Origin of the sequence: Pseudomonas taeanensis MS-3, assembly GCF_000498575.2 — a bacterium.
Taxonomy (GTDB): domain Bacteria; phylum Pseudomonadota; class Gammaproteobacteria; order Pseudomonadales; family Pseudomonadaceae; genus Aquipseudomonas; species Aquipseudomonas taeanensis.
Window position 1 is genome coordinate 580,933 of sequence record NZ_AWSQ01000004.1, and the last position, 16,860, is coordinate 597,792.

Annotated in this window: 12 protein-coding genes and 1 pseudogene; 12 read left to right on the forward strand and 1 reads right to left on the reverse strand. The window is 63.5% G+C overall.

From position 1 onward, the window contains the following. Nucleotides 1-25: 25 nt before the first annotated feature. From nuoC to nuoN, 11 genes are all read left to right on the forward strand, one after another. Nucleotides 26-1,807: an NADH-quinone oxidoreductase subunit C/D gene (gene nuoC / locus TMS3_RS16285; protein WP_025166346.1), complete on the forward strand. Its 1,782-nt coding sequence runs from the start codon at nt 26-28 to the stop codon at nt 1,805-1,807. Between the two features lies 1 nt (nt 1,808). Further along, on the forward strand, nt 1,809-2,306 hold the full coding sequence (gene nuoE / locus TMS3_RS16290; RefSeq protein ID WP_025166347.1) for an NADH-quinone oxidoreductase subunit NuoE: 498 nt from the start codon (nt 1,809-1,811) through the stop codon (nt 2,304-2,306). Next, nucleotides 2,303-3,652: an NADH-quinone oxidoreductase subunit NuoF gene (nuoF, locus tag TMS3_RS16295; RefSeq protein WP_025166348.1), complete on the forward strand. Its 1,350-nt coding sequence runs from the start codon at nt 2,303-2,305 to the stop codon at nt 3,650-3,652. The genes nuoE and nuoF overlap by 4 nt, the downstream gene beginning before the upstream one ends. Before the next feature lie 72 nt (nt 3,653-3,724). After that, nucleotides 3,725-6,436 carry an NADH-quinone oxidoreductase subunit NuoG gene (gene nuoG, locus TMS3_RS16300; protein ID WP_025166349.1) on the forward strand — a complete coding sequence of 904 codons (2,712 nt, stop codon included), beginning with the start codon at nt 3,725-3,727 and terminating at the stop codon, nt 6,434-6,436. Then, nucleotides 6,433-7,413, forward strand: a complete 981-nt coding sequence (gene nuoH, locus TMS3_RS16305) for an NADH-quinone oxidoreductase subunit NuoH (RefSeq protein WP_025166350.1) — start codon at nt 6,433-6,435, stop codon at nt 7,411-7,413. The genes nuoG and nuoH overlap by 4 nt, the downstream gene beginning before the upstream one ends. 11 nt (nt 7,414-7,424) lie before the next feature. Continuing rightward, the gene (nuoI, locus tag TMS3_RS16310) at nt 7,425-7,973 is read left to right on the forward strand and encodes an NADH-quinone oxidoreductase subunit NuoI (RefSeq protein ID WP_025166351.1); all 549 of its coding nucleotides are present in this window, start codon (nt 7,425-7,427) and stop codon (nt 7,971-7,973) included. A gap of 16 nt (nt 7,974-7,989) precedes the next feature. Beyond that, nucleotides 7,990-8,490: an NADH-quinone oxidoreductase subunit J gene (nuoJ, locus tag TMS3_RS16315; RefSeq protein WP_025166352.1), complete on the forward strand. Its 501-nt coding sequence runs from the start codon at nt 7,990-7,992 to the stop codon at nt 8,488-8,490. Beyond that, entirely contained in the window at nt 8,490-8,798 is a 309-nt protein-coding gene (gene nuoK / locus TMS3_RS16320) for an NADH-quinone oxidoreductase subunit NuoK (RefSeq protein ID WP_025166353.1), read from the forward strand. Before nuoJ ends, nuoK begins: the two co-directional genes overlap by 1 nt. Beyond that, nucleotides 8,795-10,642, forward strand: a complete 1,848-nt coding sequence (gene nuoL, locus TMS3_RS16325) for an NADH-quinone oxidoreductase subunit L (protein WP_025166354.1) — start codon at nt 8,795-8,797, stop codon at nt 10,640-10,642. Before nuoK ends, nuoL begins: the two co-directional genes overlap by 4 nt. Nucleotides 10,643-10,667: 25 nt before the next feature. Next, nucleotides 10,668-12,200: an NADH-quinone oxidoreductase subunit M gene (nuoM, locus tag TMS3_RS16330; protein ID WP_025166355.1), complete on the forward strand. Its 1,533-nt coding sequence runs from the start codon at nt 10,668-10,670 to the stop codon at nt 12,198-12,200. Nucleotides 12,201-12,205: 5 nt separating this feature from the next. Next, nucleotides 12,206-13,669, forward strand: a complete 1,464-nt coding sequence (gene nuoN, locus TMS3_RS16335) for an NADH-quinone oxidoreductase subunit NuoN (RefSeq protein ID WP_025166356.1) — start codon at nt 12,206-12,208, stop codon at nt 13,667-13,669. Between the two features lie 83 nt (nt 13,670-13,752). Here nuoN and TMS3_RS16340 read toward each other — a convergent pair whose 3' ends face one another. Continuing rightward, nucleotides 13,753-15,072, reverse strand: coding sequence for a Na+/H+ antiporter family protein (locus tag TMS3_RS16340; RefSeq protein WP_025166357.1), 1,320 nt, complete (start codon nt 15,070-15,072; stop codon nt 13,753-13,755). Nucleotides 15,073-15,567: 495 nt separating this feature from the next. Here TMS3_RS16340 and TMS3_RS26010 point away from each other — a divergent pair. Further along, a pseudogene (locus tag TMS3_RS26010) lies at nt 15,568-16,635 on the forward strand (PDC sensor domain-containing protein); the annotation flags it as partial. Between the last annotated feature and the right edge of the window lie 225 nt (nt 16,636-16,860).

Genomic DNA, 16,860 nt, shown 5'->3' on the forward strand with positions numbered 1-16,860 from the left:
GCCGCTAACGGATAGCCATGACACCATGACTGCACCCAGTGCCCTACACACAACGCCGCCACCCACCGCCACTGACGATGTGGTCGCCGAATTGCACGCGCGATTTAGCGCCGAGACCTTCACCGTGCAAGTCACGCGTACCGGCATGCCGGTGCTCTGGGTCGCTCGTGAGTTGCTGCTGGAGGTACTGGGCTACCTGCGTCACCTGCCCAAGTCCTACGTCATGCTCTATGACTTGCATGGCATGGACGAGCGCTTGCGCACCCAGCGCCGTGGGCTGCCGGCAGCGGACTTCAGCGTGTTCTATCACCTGCTGTCGATCGAGCGGAACAGCGACGTGATGATCAAGGTCGCCCTACAGGAAAACGACCTCAAGCTGCCCAGCGCCACGCGCATCTGGCCCAACGCCAACTGGTACGAGCGGGAAGTCTGGGACATGTTCGGCATCCACTTCGATGGCCATCCGCATCTGACGCGGATCATGATGCCGCCAACCTGGCAAGGTCATCCGCTGCGCAAGGATTACCCGGCCCGCGCCACCGAATTCGACCCCTACAGCCTGTCCGCCGCCAAGCAGGATCTGGAACAGGAAGCGCTGCGCTTCCAACCGGAGGACTGGGGTATGCAACGTCACAGCGAGAACGAGGACTATATGTTCCTCAACCTCGGCCCCAACCACCCTTCTGCCCACGGCGCTTTTCGCATCATCCTGCAACTGGACGGCGAGGAAATCGTCGACTGCGTACCCGAAGTCGGCTACCACCATCGTGGCGCCGAGAAGATGGCCGAGCGCCAGTCCTGGCACAGTTTCATCCCCTACACCGACCGCATCGATTACCTCGGCGGGGTGATGAACAACCTGCCCTACGTGCTGGCGGTGGAGAAACTCGCCGGCATTACCGTGCCGGACCGGGTCGATTTCATCCGGGTGATGCTCGCCGAGTTCTTCCGCATCAACAGCCACCTGCTGTTCCTCGGTACCTATATCCAGGACGTCGGCGCCATGACCCCGGTGTTCTTCACCTTCACCGATCGCCAGCGCGCCTACCAGGTTATCGAGGCGATCACCGGTTTTCGCATGCACCCGGCCTGGTACCGCATCGGCGGTGTGGCCCATGACCTGCCGCGCGGCTGGGACAAGCTGGTGCGGGACTTCGTCGCCTGGCTGCCCAAGCGCCTCGACGAGTACGAAAAAGCCGCGTTGCAGAACAGCATCCTGCGGGGCCGCACCATCGGCGTCGCCGCCTACAACACCCAACAGGCGCTGGAGTGGGGCGTCACCGGCTCCGGCCTGCGCGCCACCGGACTGGACTTCGACCTGCGCAAGGCGCGTCCCTATTCCGGTTACCAGCACTTCGATTTCGAGATTCCTCTAGCGGTGAATGGCGATGCCTACGACCGCTGCATCATCCGCGTCGAGGAAATGCGCCAGAGCCTGCGCATCATCGAGCAATGCCTGAACAATATGCCGGCGGGCCCCTACAAGGCCGATCACCCGCTGACCACCCCGCCGCCGAAAGAACGCACCCTGCAGCACATCGAAACCCTAATCACCCATTTCCTGCAGGTGTCCTGGGGCCCGGTGATGCCGGCCAACGAAGCGTTTCAAATGATCGAGGCGACCAAGGGCATCAACAGTTACTACCTGACCAGCGACGGCAGCACCATGAGCTACCGCACGCGGATTCGCACCCCGAGCTTCCCGCACCTGCAGCAGATCCCGGCGGTGATCAACGGCAGCATGGTCGCCGACCTGATCGCCTACCTGGGCAGCATCGATTTCGTCATGGCCGACGTGGACCGCTGATATGACTAGCAAGCTGATTCAAACCGACCGATTTTCCCTCAGCGACGACGAACGTGCGGCCATCGAGCATGAGATGCAGCACTACGAAGATCCACGGGCGGCGTCCATCGAAGCGCTGAAGATTGTGCAGAAGGCCCGTGGCTGGGTGCCCGACGGCGCCGCCGAGGCCATAGGCGCGCTGCTCGGCATCCCCGCCAGCGACGTAGAGGGCGTAGCGACCTTCTACAGCCAGATTTTCCGCCAACCGGTGGGGCGGCACATCATCCGCCTGTGCGACAGCATGGTCTGCTATATCAATGGCCATGAAGCGATCCAGCAGGCCTTGCATCAGGAACTGGGCATCGGCCTGGGCGGGACCAGCCGCGACGGCCGCTTCACCCTGCTGCCGGTGTGCTGCCTTGGCAACTGCGACAAGGCGCCGACCCTGATGATCGACGACGACACCCACAGCCGCCTGGACACCGCCACCGTCACTCAACTGCTGGAGCGCTACCCATGAGTTGCGTGTCCCTGAGCACCGCCAACCGGGTGCCGCGCCCGGCTGACACCCATCCGCTGACCTGGCGCCTGCGCGACGACGGCGAGCCCGTGTGGCTGGACGAATACCAGCGGCAAAACGGCTACAGCGCCGCGCGCCATGCCTTGAGCCAACTCAGCCCGGAGGAGATCACCCAACAGGTCAAGGACAGCGGCCTCAAGGGCCGCGGCGGTGCCGGCTTTCCCACCGGGGTGAAGTGGGGGCTGATGCCCAAGGACGAGTCGCTGGATAAGCGCTACCTGCTGTGCAACGCCGACGAGATGGAGCCCAACACCTACAAAGACCGCCTGCTGATGGAGCAGCTGCCGCACCTGTTGATCGAGGGCATGCTGATCAGCGCCCGCGCGCTCAAGGCCTACCGTGGCTACATCTTCCTGCGTGGCGAATACGTCGACTGCGCCCGTCACCTCAATCGCGCGGTCGAGGAAGCCAAGGCCGCCGGCCTGCTGGGACGCAACATCCTCGGCAGCGGTTTCGACTTCGAGCTGTTCGTGCACACCGGCGCCGGACGCTATATCTGCGGCGAGGAGACGGCGCTGATCAGCTCCCTCGAAGGGCGCCGCGCCAATCCTCGCTCCAAGCCGCCCTTTCCCGCGGCCGTCGGCGTGTGGGGCAAACCGACCTGCGTGAACAACGTCGAGACGCTGTGCAACGTGCCGGCGATCATCGGCAACGGCGTGGCCTGGTACCAAGCCCTGGCCCGCCCCGGCAGCGAGGACCACGGCAGCAAGCTGATGGGTTTTTCCGGCAAGGTGAAGCAACCTGGGCTGTGGGAATTGCCATTCGGTATCCCGGCGCGCGAGCTGCTCGAGGACTATGCCGGTGGCATGCGCGCCGGCAGCCGCCTGAAAGCCTGGCAACCGGGCGGCGCAGGCACCGGCTTCCTGCTGCCGGAGCACCTGGATGCACCGATGTACGCCGCCGCCATCGCCAAGGTCGGCACGCGTATGGGCACCGGCCTGGCCATGGCCCTGGACGACAGCGTCAACATGGTCGGCCTGCTGCGCAACATGGAGGAATTCTTCTCCCGCGAGTCCTGCGGCTTCTGCACCCCCTGCCGCGACGGTCTGCCCTGGAGCGTCAAGCTGCTGCGTGCCTTGGAACTGGGTCAAGGCCAGCCCGGCGATATCGAAACCCTGGAACAACTGTGCGACTTCCTCGGCCCCGGCAGAACCTTCTGCGCCCATGCCCCTGGGGCCGTCGAGCCGCTGGCCAGCGCCCTCAAGTATTTCCGTAACGAATTCGAGGCCGGCATCGTGCACCCGGCGCATGCCGAGCACAACCAGCCCACAGCACTGGAGGTGTGAATGAACATGGCAGAACAGCGCACGCACTCCATAAGCCACTCCCGCCATCGCGGATCGGAAGATAACTGAGCCATGGCCACTATCCATGTAGACGGCAACGCGTTCGAGGTCGACGGTGCAGACAACCTGCTGCAGGCCTGCCTGTCGCTGGGCCTGGATATTCCCTACTTCTGCTGGCACCCCGCGCTCGGCAGCGTGGGCGCCTGCCGGCAGTGCGCGGTCAAGCAGTTCAGCGACGCCAACGACAGCCGCGGACGCCTGGTGATGGCGTGCATGACCCCGGCGACCGATAACAGCTGGATCGCCATCGACGACGAGGAAGCCAAGCAATTTCGCGCCAGCGTGGTCGAATGGCTGATGACCAACCACCCGCATGACTGCCCGGTATGCGAGGAAGGGGGACATTGCCACCTGCAAGACATGACGGTGATGAGCGGTCACAACCAGCGCCGCTATCGTTTCAGCAAACGCACCCACCAGAACCAGGACCTGGGGCCGTTCATCGGTCATGAAATGAACCGCTGCATCGCCTGTTACCGCTGCGTGCGCTACTACAAGGACTACGCGGGCGGCAGCGACCTGGGCGTCTATGGTGCCCACGAGAACGTCTATTTTGGCCGCGTGGAAGACGGCGTACTGGAGAGCGAGTTCTCCGGCAACCTGACCGAAGTCTGCCCGACCGGGGTGTTCACCGACAAAACCCACTCCGAACGCTACAATCGCAAGTGGGACATGCAGTTCGCCCCGAGCATTTGCCACGGCTGCTCGGTCGGCTGCAACATCAGCCCCGGCGAACGCTATGGCGAGATTCGGCGCATCGAAAATCGTTACCACGGCGCCATCAACCACTACTTCCTCTGCGACCGCGGGCGCTTCGGCTACGGCTATGTGAACCGCGCCGATCGTCCGCGCCAGCCGCTGCTGGATGGCCAGCCGCTGAGCCTGGATGACGCGCTGGATCAGGCCGCCGCCTTGCTCAAGGGCAAGCGCATCCTCGGCATCGGCTCACCGCGCGCCAGCCTGGAAAGCAACTTTGCCCTGCGTGAACTGGTCGGCGCCGAGAATTTCTACAGCGGCATTGCCGCCGACGAACTGCAACACTTGCGCCTGGCCCTGGAGATCCTGCAGCGCAGCCCGCTGCCGATTGCCTCGCTACGCGAGATGGAAAGCCACGACGCGGTACTGGTGCTCGGCGAGGACCTGACCCAGACCGCGGCACGCATCGCCCTGGCGCTACGGCAGACGGCAAAAGGCAAGGCCGTGGCGATGGCCGCAGCGATGAAAATCCAGCCTTGGTTGAATGCCGCGGTGCAGAACATCGGCCAGCACAACCTGTATCCGCTGTTTATCGCCAGCGTCGAGGCCACCCGGCTCGACGATGTCGCCGAAGAGTGCGTGCACGCCGCCCCGGACGACCTGGCCCGCCTGGGTTTCGCCGTGGCCCACGCCCTGGATCCCAGTGCACCGGCGGTGGATGGACTGGATGACCAGGCGGCAGCTCTGGCCGAACGCATCGCCGCCAGCCTGCTCCAGGCGCAACGTCCGCTGATCATCAGCGGCACCTCGCTGGGTAACCGGGCCTTGCTCGAGGCGGCGGCGAATATCGCTAAAGCCCTGCATGCACGCGACAAACAAGGCTCGCTGAGCCTGGTGGTCGCCGAGGCCAACAGCCTGGGGCTGGCGCTGCTCGGCGGCGACTCGGTCGATGCCGCGCTGCAAGCCATGTGTGAGGATCAGGCCGATGCCGTGATAGTGCTGGAGAACGACCTGTATCGCCGCGCCAGCAGCGCAACGGTCGACCGCGCGCTGAACGCCATAGCGACGCTGATCGTCACCGATCACCAGCGTACTGCCACAGCCGAGCGTGCCGACGTGCTGCTTTCGGCGGCCAGCTTCGCCGAGGGCGACGGCACCCTGGTCAGCCAGGAAGGCCGCGCCCAGCGTTTCTTCCAGGTATTCGAGCCCAGTTACCAGGATGCCACCAATTGCGTGCGTGAAAGTTGGCGCTGGCTACATGCCCTGCACAGCACCCTGCAAGGCAAGGCCGTGGATTGGACCCAGCTCGATCAGGTCACGGCCGCCTGCGCCGCCAGCACAGCAGCATTGGCCGCCATTGTCGAGGCGGCGCCGAATGCCGGGTTTCGCATCAAGGGGCTCAAGCTGGCCCGTGAACCGCACCGTTACAGCGGCCGCACCGCCATGCGCGCCAATATCAGCGTGCACGAGCCGCGTACCCCACAGGATCAGGACAGCGCCTTCGCCTTCTCCATGGAGGGCTACTCCGGCTCGGCCGAGGCGCGCCAGCAAGTAGCCTTCGCCTGGTCGCCGGGCTGGAACTCACCGCAGGCCTGGAACAAGTTTCAGGATGAAGTCGGCGGCCATCTGCGTGCCGGCGACGCGGGCGTGCGTTTGATCGAGCCGCAAGGCGATCGCCTCGCCTGGTGCGAGCAGATCCCCGGCGCATTCACCCCGGCCGCCAATCGTTGGCAGGTGGTGCCCTGCCATCACCTGTTCGGCAGCGATGAAAGCAGCGCACTGGCCGCACCGATCCAGGCGCGCATGCCCGAGCCCTATGCGCTGTTGAGCGAAGCGGACGCCAGCCATCTGGGCCTCAGCGAAGGTTGCCTGCTCAACCTGCTCGTCGCCGGTCAGCCGCTGCAGGTGGCGCTGCGCATCAGTACACAACTGCGCGAAGGCCTGCTCGGTCTGCCGCTCGGCCTACCGGGTATGCCGCCGCTGTTGAGCGGCCTGACGGTGGACGCGTTAGCGGAGGTCAAGGCATGAGTTGGCTAACCCCCGAACTGGTGGAGATCCTAGTCGCGGTGCTCAAGGCCATCGTGATTCTGCTGGTGGTGGTGGTGTGTGGCGCGCTGCTCAGCTGGGTCGAACGGCGTCTGCTGGGGCTCTGGCAGGACCGCTACGGGCCCAACCGGGTCGGCCCATTTGGCGCCTTTCAGATCGCCGCGGACATGATCAAGATGTTCTTCAAGGAGGACTGGACGCCGCCATTTGCCGATAAATTCATCTTCACCCTGGCCCCGGTGCTGGCCATGAGCTCCCTGCTGATCGCCTTCGTCGTGGTGCCAATCACCCCGACCTGGGGCGTCGCCGACCTGAATATCGGCCTGCTGTTCTTCTTCGGCATGGCCGGTCTGACGGTGTACGCGGTGCTGTTCGCCGGCTGGTCGAGCAACAACAAGTTCGCCCTGCTCGGCAGCCTGCGCGCCTCGGCGCAGACGGTGTCCTACGAAGTCTTCATGGGCCTGGCGCTGATGGGCGTAGTGGCCCAGGCCGGCTCGTTCAACCTGCGCGAGATCGTCGAATACCAGCACCAGCACCTGTGGTTCATCCTTCCGCAGTTCCTTGGTTTCTGTACCTTCTTCATTGCCGGGGTGGCGGTGACCCACCGCCACCCCTTCGACCAGCCCGAAGCCGAACAGGAACTGGCCGACGGTTATCACATCGAATACGCCGGGATGAAATGGGGCATGTTCTTCGTCGGCGAATACATCGGCATCGTGCTGATCTCGGCGCTGCTGGTCACCCTGTTCTTCGGCGGCTGGCATGGGCCGCTGCTGCCCCCGTTCGCCTGGTTCGCGTTGAAGACCGGCTTCTTCATCATGCTGTTCATCCTGCTGCGCGCGTCTATTCCGCGGCCGCGCTATGACCAGGTGATGGCGTTCGGCTGGACCTTCTGCCTGCCATTGACCCTGATCAACCTGCTGGTGACCGGCGCCCTGGTGCTGGTCGCCGCCAACTGAGGAGAACCGGCATGTTCAAGCACATTCTCCACATCCTCCATGGCACCTACACCCAGCTGCGCAGCCTGCTGATGATCTTCAGTCATGCCTTTCGCAAGCGTGACACCCTGCAGTACCCGGAGGAGCAGGTGTACCTGCCGCCGCGCTACCGCGGCCGTATCGTGCTGACCCGCGACCCGGACGGCGAGGAGCGTTGCGTGGCCTGCAACCTCTGCGCCGTGGCCTGTCCGGTGGCCTGCATTTCCCTGCAGAAAGCCGAAACCAGCGATGGACGCTGGTACCCGGAGTTCTTCCGGATCAACTTCTCGCGCTGCATTTTCTGCGGCCTGTGCGAGGAGGCCTGCCCGACCACGGCAATCCAGCTGACCCCGGACTTCGAGATGGCCGAGTTCAACCGCCAGGAACTGGTCTACGAGAAGGAGGACCTGCTGATCGCCGGCCCCGGCAAGTACCCCGACTACAACTTCTACCGGGTGGCCGGCCTGGCCATCGCCGGCAAACCGAAAGGCGCCGCGCAGAACGAGGCCGAGCCCGTCAATGTCAAGGGATTGCTGCCATGAGCCCAAGGAGCCACTGATGGAATTCGCCTTCTATTTCGCCGCTGGCGTCGCCGTGGTTGCCACCTTGCGGGTGATCACCCACACCAACCCGGTGCATGCCCTGCTCTACCTGATCATCTCCTTGCTGGCGGTGGCCATGTGCTTTTTCGCCCTCGGGGCCCCTTTCGCCGGTGCCCTGGAGATCATCGTCTATGCGGGCGCGATCATGGTGCTGTTCGTCTTCGTGGTGATGATGCTCAACCTCGGCCCAGTGGCCAGCGAACAGGAACGTCACTGGCTAACGCCAGGCATCTGGATCGGCCCGGCGCTGTTGTCGCTGTTGCTGCTCGGCGAGTTGCTTTATGTGCTGTTCGGCACCAGCAGTGGCGCTGCTTTGGGGCTTGAAACCGTGGATGCCAAGGCGGTCGGTATCAGCCTGTTCGGTCCTTACCTGCTGGTCGTCGAGTTGGCTTCGATGCTGCTACTGGCGGCGCTGGTCGCGGCCTTTCACCTTGGCCGACAGGAGGCGAACAGATGATCGGTTCAATTCCCCTCGAACACGGCCTGGCACTGGCCAGCGTACTGTTCTGCCTCGGCCTGGTCGGGCTGATGGTGCGGCGCAACATCCTGTTCGTGCTGATGAGCCTGGAAATCATGATGAACGCCGCCGGTCTGGCCTTTATTGTTGCGGGCAGCCGCTGGGGTCAGGCCGATGGCCAGGTGATGTTCATTCTGGTGATCAGCCTGGCGGCCGCCGAAGCAAGCATCGGCCTGGCGATTCTGCTGCAGCTGTACCGACGTTTTCACACCCTCGACATCGATGCTGCCAGTGAGATGCGCGGATGAACCTTCTCTACCTGACTGTATTGTTTCCCCTGCTCGGCTTCTGTGTGCTGGCCTTCTCCCGCGGGCGCTTGTCGGAGAACCTCACGGCGCTGATTGGGGTCGGCTCGGTCGGCCTCGCGGCGTTGACTGGGCTGCTGGTCGGTTGGCAGTTCTTCACGACAGCGCCTGTTGACGGCGCCTACGTGCAGACCCTCTGGCAGTGGCTGGCGGTGGACGGTTTCACCCCCAGCGTCTCCTTGCGCCTGGATGGCCTATCGCTGACCATGCTTGGGGTGGTCAGTGGCGTGGGTTTCTTTATCCATCTGTTTGCCTCCTGGTACATGCGCGGCGAAGAGGGTTATTCGCGGTTCTTCGCCTACATGAACCTGTTCGTCGCCAGCATGCTGTTGCTGGTGTTCGGCGATAACCTGCTGCTGCTGTATTTCGGTTGGGAAGGCGTCGGTTTGTGCAGCTACCTGCTGATCGGTTTCTACTACCGCAACCCGGCCAATGGCGGCGCCGCGCTCAAGGCGTTTATAGTCACCCGCATCGGCGATGTGTTCCTGGCCTTGGGCCTGTTCGTGCTGTTTCACGCGTTCGGTACCCTGAATATTCAGGAGTTGTTAGTACTGGCGCCGCAGCAGTTCGCCAGCGGCGACCCGCTACTGACCGTCGCCACCCTGCTGCTGCTGGGCGGCGCGGTGGGCAAGTCGGCGCAACTGCCGCTGCAAACCTGGCTGGCCGACGCCATGGCCGGTCCGACCCCGGTCTCGGCGCTGATCCACGCGGCGACCATGGTCACCGCCGGCGTCTACCTGATCGCCCGCTGCCACGGCTTGTTCAGCCTGACGCCCCTGACCATGGAACTGGTCGGCATCGTCGGCGGCGTGACCCTGTTGCTAGCCGGCTTCGCCGCCTTGGTGCAGACCGATATCAAGCGCATCCTCGCCTACTCGACCATGAGCCAGATCGGCTACATGTTTCTTGCCCTGGGCGTCGGCGCCTGGCAGGCGGCGATCTTCCACCTGATGATCCATGCCTTCTTCAAGGCTTTGCTGTTTCTCACCGCAGGGTCGGTCATCGTCGCCTGTCACCACGAACAGAACATCTTCAAGATGGGCGGCCTGCGCAAACCCTTGCCACTGGCCTACGCCTGCTTTCTGGTCGGCGGCTCGGCCTTGGCCGCTTTGCCCCTGATCACCGCAGGCTTCTACTCCAAGGACGAAATCCTCTGGGAGGCATTCGCCAGTGGTCATCAGGTGCTGTTACTGGCCGGGCTGATCGGCGCTCTGCTGACCTCGCTGTACACCTTCCGGCTGATTTTCATCGTCTTCCACGGCGAAGCAAAAAGCCAAGCCCACGCGGGCCATGGCATCGCGCACTGGCTGCCGCTGTCGGTGCTGCTGGTGCTCTCGACCTTCGTCGGCGCGCTGATCAGCCCGCCCCTGGCAGGGGTGCTGCCAGACGGCGTCGGGCATGCCGGCGGCGAAGCCAAACACAGCCTGGAACTGCTGTCCGGGGTGATCGCCATACTCGGCATCGGCATCGCCAGCCTGCTGTTCCTCGGCCGCCGCGACGCCGTCCGGCGTCTCGCCCTCAGCCCCTCAGGCAGTTTCTTCGTCGCCTGGTGGTTCGCCGCCTGGGGCTTCGACTGGCTCTACGACAAGCTGTTCGTCAAACCCTATCTGTTGCTCTGCCGCCTGCTCGGCCGCGATCCGTTCGACCGCAGTATCGGCGTGTTGCCGCGCATTGCCCGTGGCCTGCACCAGCTGCTAAGTCGCAGCCAAACCGGTCAGTTACGTTGGTATGCCCTGTCACTGGTCGGCGGCGCCGTGCTGTTGCTCGGCGTGTTGCAGGTGGTCTGATCATGGATTCAAGGAGCGCGACCCTGTGATTCTGCCCTGGCTCATTCTGATCCCCTTTATCGGCGGCCTGCTCTGTTGGCTGGCCGAGCGCCGTAGCCTCACCCTGCCGCGTTGGCTGGCCCTGGCGACCATGGGCCTGGAACTGCTGCTCGGCCTGTGGCTGTGGCACCAGGGCGACTTCCAGCTGGCCCCCGGCGGTGGTCGCGAGCCGAGCTGGGAGCTGGAGTTCAAGTACGGCTGGATCGAGCGGTTCGGCATCAGCATCCACCTGGCACTCGATGGCCTGTCGCTGTTGATGATCCTGCTCACCGGGTTGCTCGGGGTGCTCTCGGTGCTCTGCTCCTGGCGGGAAATCCAGAATCACGTCGGCTTCTTTCACCTCAACCTGATGTGGATTCTCGGCGGCGTGGTTGGCGTGTTCCTGGCTCTGGATCTGTTCCTGTTCTTCTTCTTCTGGGAAATGATGCTGGTGCCGATGTATTTCCTCATCGCACTGTGGGGCCATAGCGCGGCCGACGGCAAAACCTCGCGGATCAATGCGGCGACCAAATTTTTCATTTACACCCAGGCCAGCGGGCTGATCATGCTGGTGGCGATTCTCGGCCTGGTGCTGGCCAACTTCCACAGCAGCGGCGTGCTGACCTTCGACTATGCCCTGCTGCTCAAGGCCGAGCTGGCGCCTGGGGTCGAATACATCCTGATGCTCGGCTTCTTTATCGCCTTCGCGGTCAAACTGCCGGTGGTGCCGCTGCACTCCTGGCTACCGGACGCCCACGCCCAGGCGCCGACCGCCGGCTCGGTGGACCTGGCCGGTATCCTGCTGAAAACCGCGGCCTATGGCCTGCTGCGCTTCGGCGTGCCGCTGTTCCCCAATGCCTCGGCCGAATTCGCGCCTATCGCCATGGGCCTCGGCGTGCTCGGGATTATCTACGGCGCGCTGCTGGCCTTCGCCCAGACCGACATCAAGCGCCTGGTTGCCTACACCAGCGTGTCGCACATGGGCTTCGTGCTGATCGGTATCTATTCCGGCAGCCAACTGGCGTTGCAGGGCGTGGTGATCCAGATGCTCGCCCACGGCCTGTCCGCCGCCGCGCTGTTCATCCTCTGCGGCCAGCTGTACGAGCGCCTGCACACCCGCGACCTGCGTGAAATGGGTGGCCTGTGGTGCCGCCTGAATTACCTGCCAGGGGTGATGCTGTTCTTCGCGGCCGCCTCGCTGGGCCTGCCCGGCACCGGTAATTTCGTCGGCGAGTTCCTGATTCTGCTGGGCACCTTCAAGGTCGCGCCGCTGATTACCGTGATCGCCACCGGCGGCCTGGTGCTGGCCTCGGTGTATTCGCTGATCATGATCCAGCGCGCGTTCTATGGGCCGGCCAAGGCAGAGGGACAGCTCAGGGGGCTGGATGGTCGCGAACTGGCCATGCTCCTCAGCCTGATCGGCCTGCTGCTCTGGTTAGGCGTCTATCCCCAGCCGGCGCTGGATACGTCCTATGCCAGCATGCACGGCGTGCAGCAGTGGCTTGAAGCTGCCTTCTCCCAACTGATTACGGCCAGGTAGCGCCCATGGACCTGACACAGCAGCACTTCATCGCCCTACTGCCATTGCTGATCACCAGCGCCACGATCCTGGTGGTGATGCTTGGGATCGCCTGGCGGCGCAACCATACCCAGAGTTTCCTGCTCTCGGTGGTCGGTCTCAACCTGGCACTGCTCTCATTGATCCCGGCGCTGCAAGTCGCCCCGCTGCATGTCACCGCACTGCTGACGGTGGATCGCTTCGCCTGCTTCTTCATGGCGCTGATTCTGGTTGCCACCCTCGCCTGCGTCACCCTGGCGCATGCCTACCTCGGTGAGAAACAAGGTAAAGGCTACCCGGGCAACCGTGAAGAGCTGTACCTGCTGATGCTCCTGGCCGCCGCCGGTGGGCTGGTGCTGGTCAGCGCGCAACATCTGGCCGGGCTGTTTATCGGCCTGGAATTGCTCTCGGTGCCGACCTATGGGCTGGTCGCCTATGCCTTCTTCGACAAACGCTCACTGGAGGGTGGCATCAAGTACATGGTGCTGTCCGCCGCCGGATCGGCCTTCTTGCTGTTCGGCATGGCCCTGCTGTATGCCGATGCCGGCACCTTGAGTTTTGCCGGCATCGGCGCGGTGCTGGCGCCTGCCGCGCTGCCTGGCCCGCTGGTGCAACTGGGCATGGGCATGATGTTGGTCGGGCTGGCGTTCAAGCTGTCGCTGGTGCCCTTCCACTTGTGGACGCCGGACGTCTACGAAGGCGCGCCCGCACCAGTGGCGGCGTTCCTCGCCACCGCCAGCAAGGTCGCGGCATTCGCCGTACTGCTGCGCCTGTTTCAGATTTCACCGGCCGCCGCGACTCCGGCCCTGCATGACCTGCTGACGATCATCGCCGTTGCCTCGATCCTATTCGGCAACCTGCTGGCCCTGCTGCAAAGTAATCTCAAACGCCTGCTCGGCTACTCCTCGATCGCCCACTTCGGCTACCTGCTGGTTGCCCTCGTCGCCAGTCAGGGGCTGGCGGTCGAGGCCGTAGGCGTTTATCTGGCCACCTATGTGCTGACCACGCTCGGCGCCTTCGGCGTGATCACCCTGATGTCGACGCCATATAACGGCCGTGACTGCGACGCGCTGTATGAATACCGTGGCCTGTTCTGGCGGCGCCCCTACCTGACCGCAGTGCTCGCGGTGATGATGCTGTCGCTGGCGGGTATTCCCTTGACGGCGGGCTTTATCGGCAAGTTCTACATCATCGCCGTCGGGGTCCAGGCCCAACTGTGGTGGCTGCTCGGCGCACTGGTGATCGGCAGTGCGATCGGCGTGTTCTATTACCTGCGGGTGATGGTCACCCTGTTCCTCATGGAGCCCAACCTGCGCCGCCACGATGCGCCGTTCAACTGGGGCCAACGAGCCGGTGGGATGATGTTGCTGCTGGTCGCGGTGCTGGCGTTCGTCCTCGGCGTTTACCCACAGCCGCTGCTGGCGATGCTCAGCACCATCACCTTGGGCTGAATAAAAACCGGGCGGCCATGCTAATGGCCGCCCGGTAGTCGGTCGCACATGTCGCGCTCGCCGTCAGCGCCCCAGCCTATGGCTTACAGCACCATGGCCGCGACCCAGCCGAACACCAGCAGCGGCAGGTTGTAGTGCAGGAAGGTCGGCACCACGCTGTCCCAGATGTGGTTGTGCTGACCGTCCACGTTCAGCCCCGAGGTTGGCCCGAGGGTCGAATCCGAAGCGGGCGAGCCGGCATCGCCCAACGCCCCGGCCGTACCGACGATGCTGACAATCGACAAGGGGCTGAAGCCCAACTGCACCCCCAGCGGCACGAAAATCGCCGCAATGATCGGGATGGTGGAGAACGAGGAGCCGATGCCCATGGTCACCAGCAGGCCGACCAACAGCATCAGCAAGGCGCCCACTGCCTTATCCTGTCCGACCAGTTCGGCGGCGCCGTCGACCAGGGTCTTGACCTCGCCGGTGGCTTTCATTACTTCGGCGAAACCAGCGGCGGCGATCATGATAAAGCCGATCATCGCCATCATCTTCATGCCCTCGGTGAACAGGCCATCTGCCTCTTTCCAGCGCACCACGCCGGACACCGAGAAAATCACGAAGCCGCTCAGCGCACCGATGATCATCGAGTCCAACCACAGTTGCACGACGAAGGCGGCAGCAATCGCCACACCGGCCACCAGCAGGCTCAGCGGGTTATAGGCCACATCGACGCGCTCGACCTGCTCGATCTTCGCCAAGTCGTAGACGCGCCTCTTGCGGTAGCTGAACAGCACCGCCACCAATAAACCGAACAGCATGCCCAGGGCCGGAATCGACATGGCTTCGGTCACGCTCAAACCACGGATATCCACACCGGCATTGGCTACGCTGGCCATGAGAATCTCATTCAGGAAGATCCCGCCAAACCCAACTGGCAGGAACATATAGGGTGTGACCAGGCCGAAGGTCAGCACACAGGCGATCAAGCGGCGATCCAGTTGCAACGTGCTCAGTACATAGAGCAGCGGCGGTACCAGCAGCGGAATAAAGGCGATGTGAATCGGCAGCACGTTCTGCGAGGCAATCGCCACCGCCAATAGCAGCGTGAGCAGCACCCACTTGAGCAATCCGCCGCCCTGCACCTGCTGCTTACCGACCATGGCCAGCGCCTTGTCGGCCAGCGCGTGGGCCAGCCCCGACTTGGCGATGGCCACCGCGAAGGCGCCGAGCAAGGCATAGGACAAGGCCACGGTGGCGCCGCCGCCCAGGCCTTTATTGAAGGCGGCCAGCGAGCCCTCGACACCCAAGCCGCCAAGCAGACCACCGGCCAAGGCGCCGACGATCAGGGCGACCACCACATGCACACGGCACAGGCTGAGGATCAGCATAATGCCGACCGCTGCGATTACTGCATTCATCAGGCGCTCCCAAGAAGCGTGGTTAAGTAACCCCAGGGATTCACCAGCGCAGGCCGGCTTGCCCCGAAAAAAGCCGCGTACTCTGCCGCAAGCGTCACGGACTGTCAAAAATGCATCGTGTTAAATATCGATCACTGTGTGCATAATTTCTCACCATCACTTCACAACCTGACTAAGCTGCCCTACCAGCTGTCGACCAACTGCGCGTGGAGTGGTCAAGAAAGTCGTTCATGTGCCGATAGCGCACCTGTAGTCCCACGAAGAAAGGAACGCCGAATGTCGCCCAGTCGCCTGTCTATCCAGTGGAAAATCACCCTGCTGGCTGGATTATGTCTATTTGCCATCGTCACCCTATTGGTCGGGGCCTCGCTCTATCAGTCCACGCGCAGCGCCGAGTTGGTGCGCGGCTCCAGCAGCAGCATGCTGGAAGACAGCGCCAAACTGCGTCTGCAAGCACGTGGCGAATTACAGGCGATCCGCATCCAGCGTTACTTCATGGATGCCTACCAATACGGCAAGGGCTTCTCCCGGCAGATTCTGTTTCTCCGTGACCAGGCGCAAAAACGCTTTCTCGACGCCTTCGACCTGCGCGAAGACCTGACCCGACAAGTGCGCGACAGCCTGGAGGCCAACCCGTCGTTGCTCGGCCTATATCTGGTGTTCGAACCCAATGCACTGGACGGCAAGGACGAGTTGTTCGCCGACCAGACCGATCTCGGCAGTAATGCCCTGGGCCGCTTTGCGCTTTACTGGTCGCAGCCCACACCCGGCAAGCTCGAGTCCGAGGCCCTGCCTGAAGACATGCTCAACGACACCAAGAGCGGTCCCAGCGGCGATCCCTATAACGCCTGGTACACCTGCCCGCGAGACAGCCGCAAAGCCTGTGTGCTGGAGCCCTACTTCGACGAGGTCGGCGGCAAGCAAGTGCTCATGACCAGCATCGCCTTTCCCCTGGAGCTCGATGGCAAAGTAATTGGCGTAATGGGTGTGGATATCAGCCTGGAAAGCCTGCAACAGCTAAGCCAGGCAGCCAACCAGGAGCTGTATGACGGCCAGGGCCATGTCAGTATCTTCAGCCCGGCGTCGCTGCTGGCCGGTCACAGCCGCGACGCCAGTTCACTCAGCGCTTCGGTCGACAAGGTCTTCAGTAACCACGCCGACGAGTTGCGTCCGTTAATCAGTAATGGCCAGGCTGCTGTGCTCAATCACGACAACATGCTTCGTGTGCTGCAGCCCTTCAAACCGATTCCCGACGCCAAACCCTGGAGCGTACTGCTCGAAGTACCCGAGCCCGTCATGCTCGGCCCGGCCCTGCGACTCGGCAAACAGCTCGACCAGCAACGTACCAGCGACAGCACTGTGGCCCTGTTGATCGGCCTGGTAGCCATCATAGGCGGCTTGCTGTTGATGTGGCTGACCGCCCGGGGCGTGACCAGGCCGATCCTCGGAGTAGCGGCCATGCTCAAAGACATCGCCAGTGGCGAAGGCGACCTGACCCGTCGCCTGGAGTACGCCAAACAAGATGAGCTGGGTGAACTGGCCAGCTGGTTCAACCGTTTTCTCGACAAGTTGCAACCGATCATCGCCGACGTGAAGCACAGCGTGCAGGATGCTCGTAGCACTGCCGACCAGTCCTCGGCAATCGCCAGCCAGACCAGCGCCGGCATGCAACAGCAGTTCCGCGAGGTGGATCAGGTCGCCACCGCCTTCCAGGAGATGAGCGCCACCGCCCATGACGTCGCGCACAACGCGGCGCAGGCTGCCGATGCCGCGCGCAGTGCCGACCTG

Bases quoted from the DNA above. Each gene is read 5' to 3' on its own strand.
- nuoJ (WP_025166352.1), top strand. From the start codon at position 7,990: ATGGAATTCGCCTTCTATTTCGCCGCTGGCGTCGCCGTGGTTGCCACC.
- nuoE (WP_025166347.1), top strand. From the start codon at position 1,809: ATGACTAGCAAGCTGATTCAAACCGACCGATTTTCCCTCAGCGACGAC.
- nuoN (WP_025166356.1), top strand. From the start codon at position 12,206: ATGGACCTGACACAGCAGCACTTCATCGCCCTACTGCCATTGCTGATC.
- nuoH (WP_025166350.1), top strand. From the start codon at position 6,433: ATGAGTTGGCTAACCCCCGAACTGGTGGAGATCCTAGTCGCGGTGCTC.
- nuoC (WP_025166346.1), top strand. From the start codon at position 26: ATGACTGCACCCAGTGCCCTACACACAACGCCGCCACCCACCGCCACT.
- nuoI (WP_025166351.1), top strand. From the start codon at position 7,425: ATGTTCAAGCACATTCTCCACATCCTCCATGGCACCTACACCCAGCTG.
- nuoF (WP_025166348.1), top strand. From the start codon at position 2,303: ATGAGTTGCGTGTCCCTGAGCACCGCCAACCGGGTGCCGCGCCCGGCT.
- nuoG (WP_025166349.1), top strand. From the start codon at position 3,725: ATGGCCACTATCCATGTAGACGGCAACGCGTTCGAGGTCGACGGTGCA.
- TMS3_RS16340 (WP_025166357.1), bottom strand. From the start codon at position 15,072: ATGAATGCAGTAATCGCAGCGGTCGGCATTATGCTGATCCTCAGCCTG.
- nuoL (WP_025166354.1), top strand. From the start codon at position 8,795: ATGAACCTTCTCTACCTGACTGTATTGTTTCCCCTGCTCGGCTTCTGT.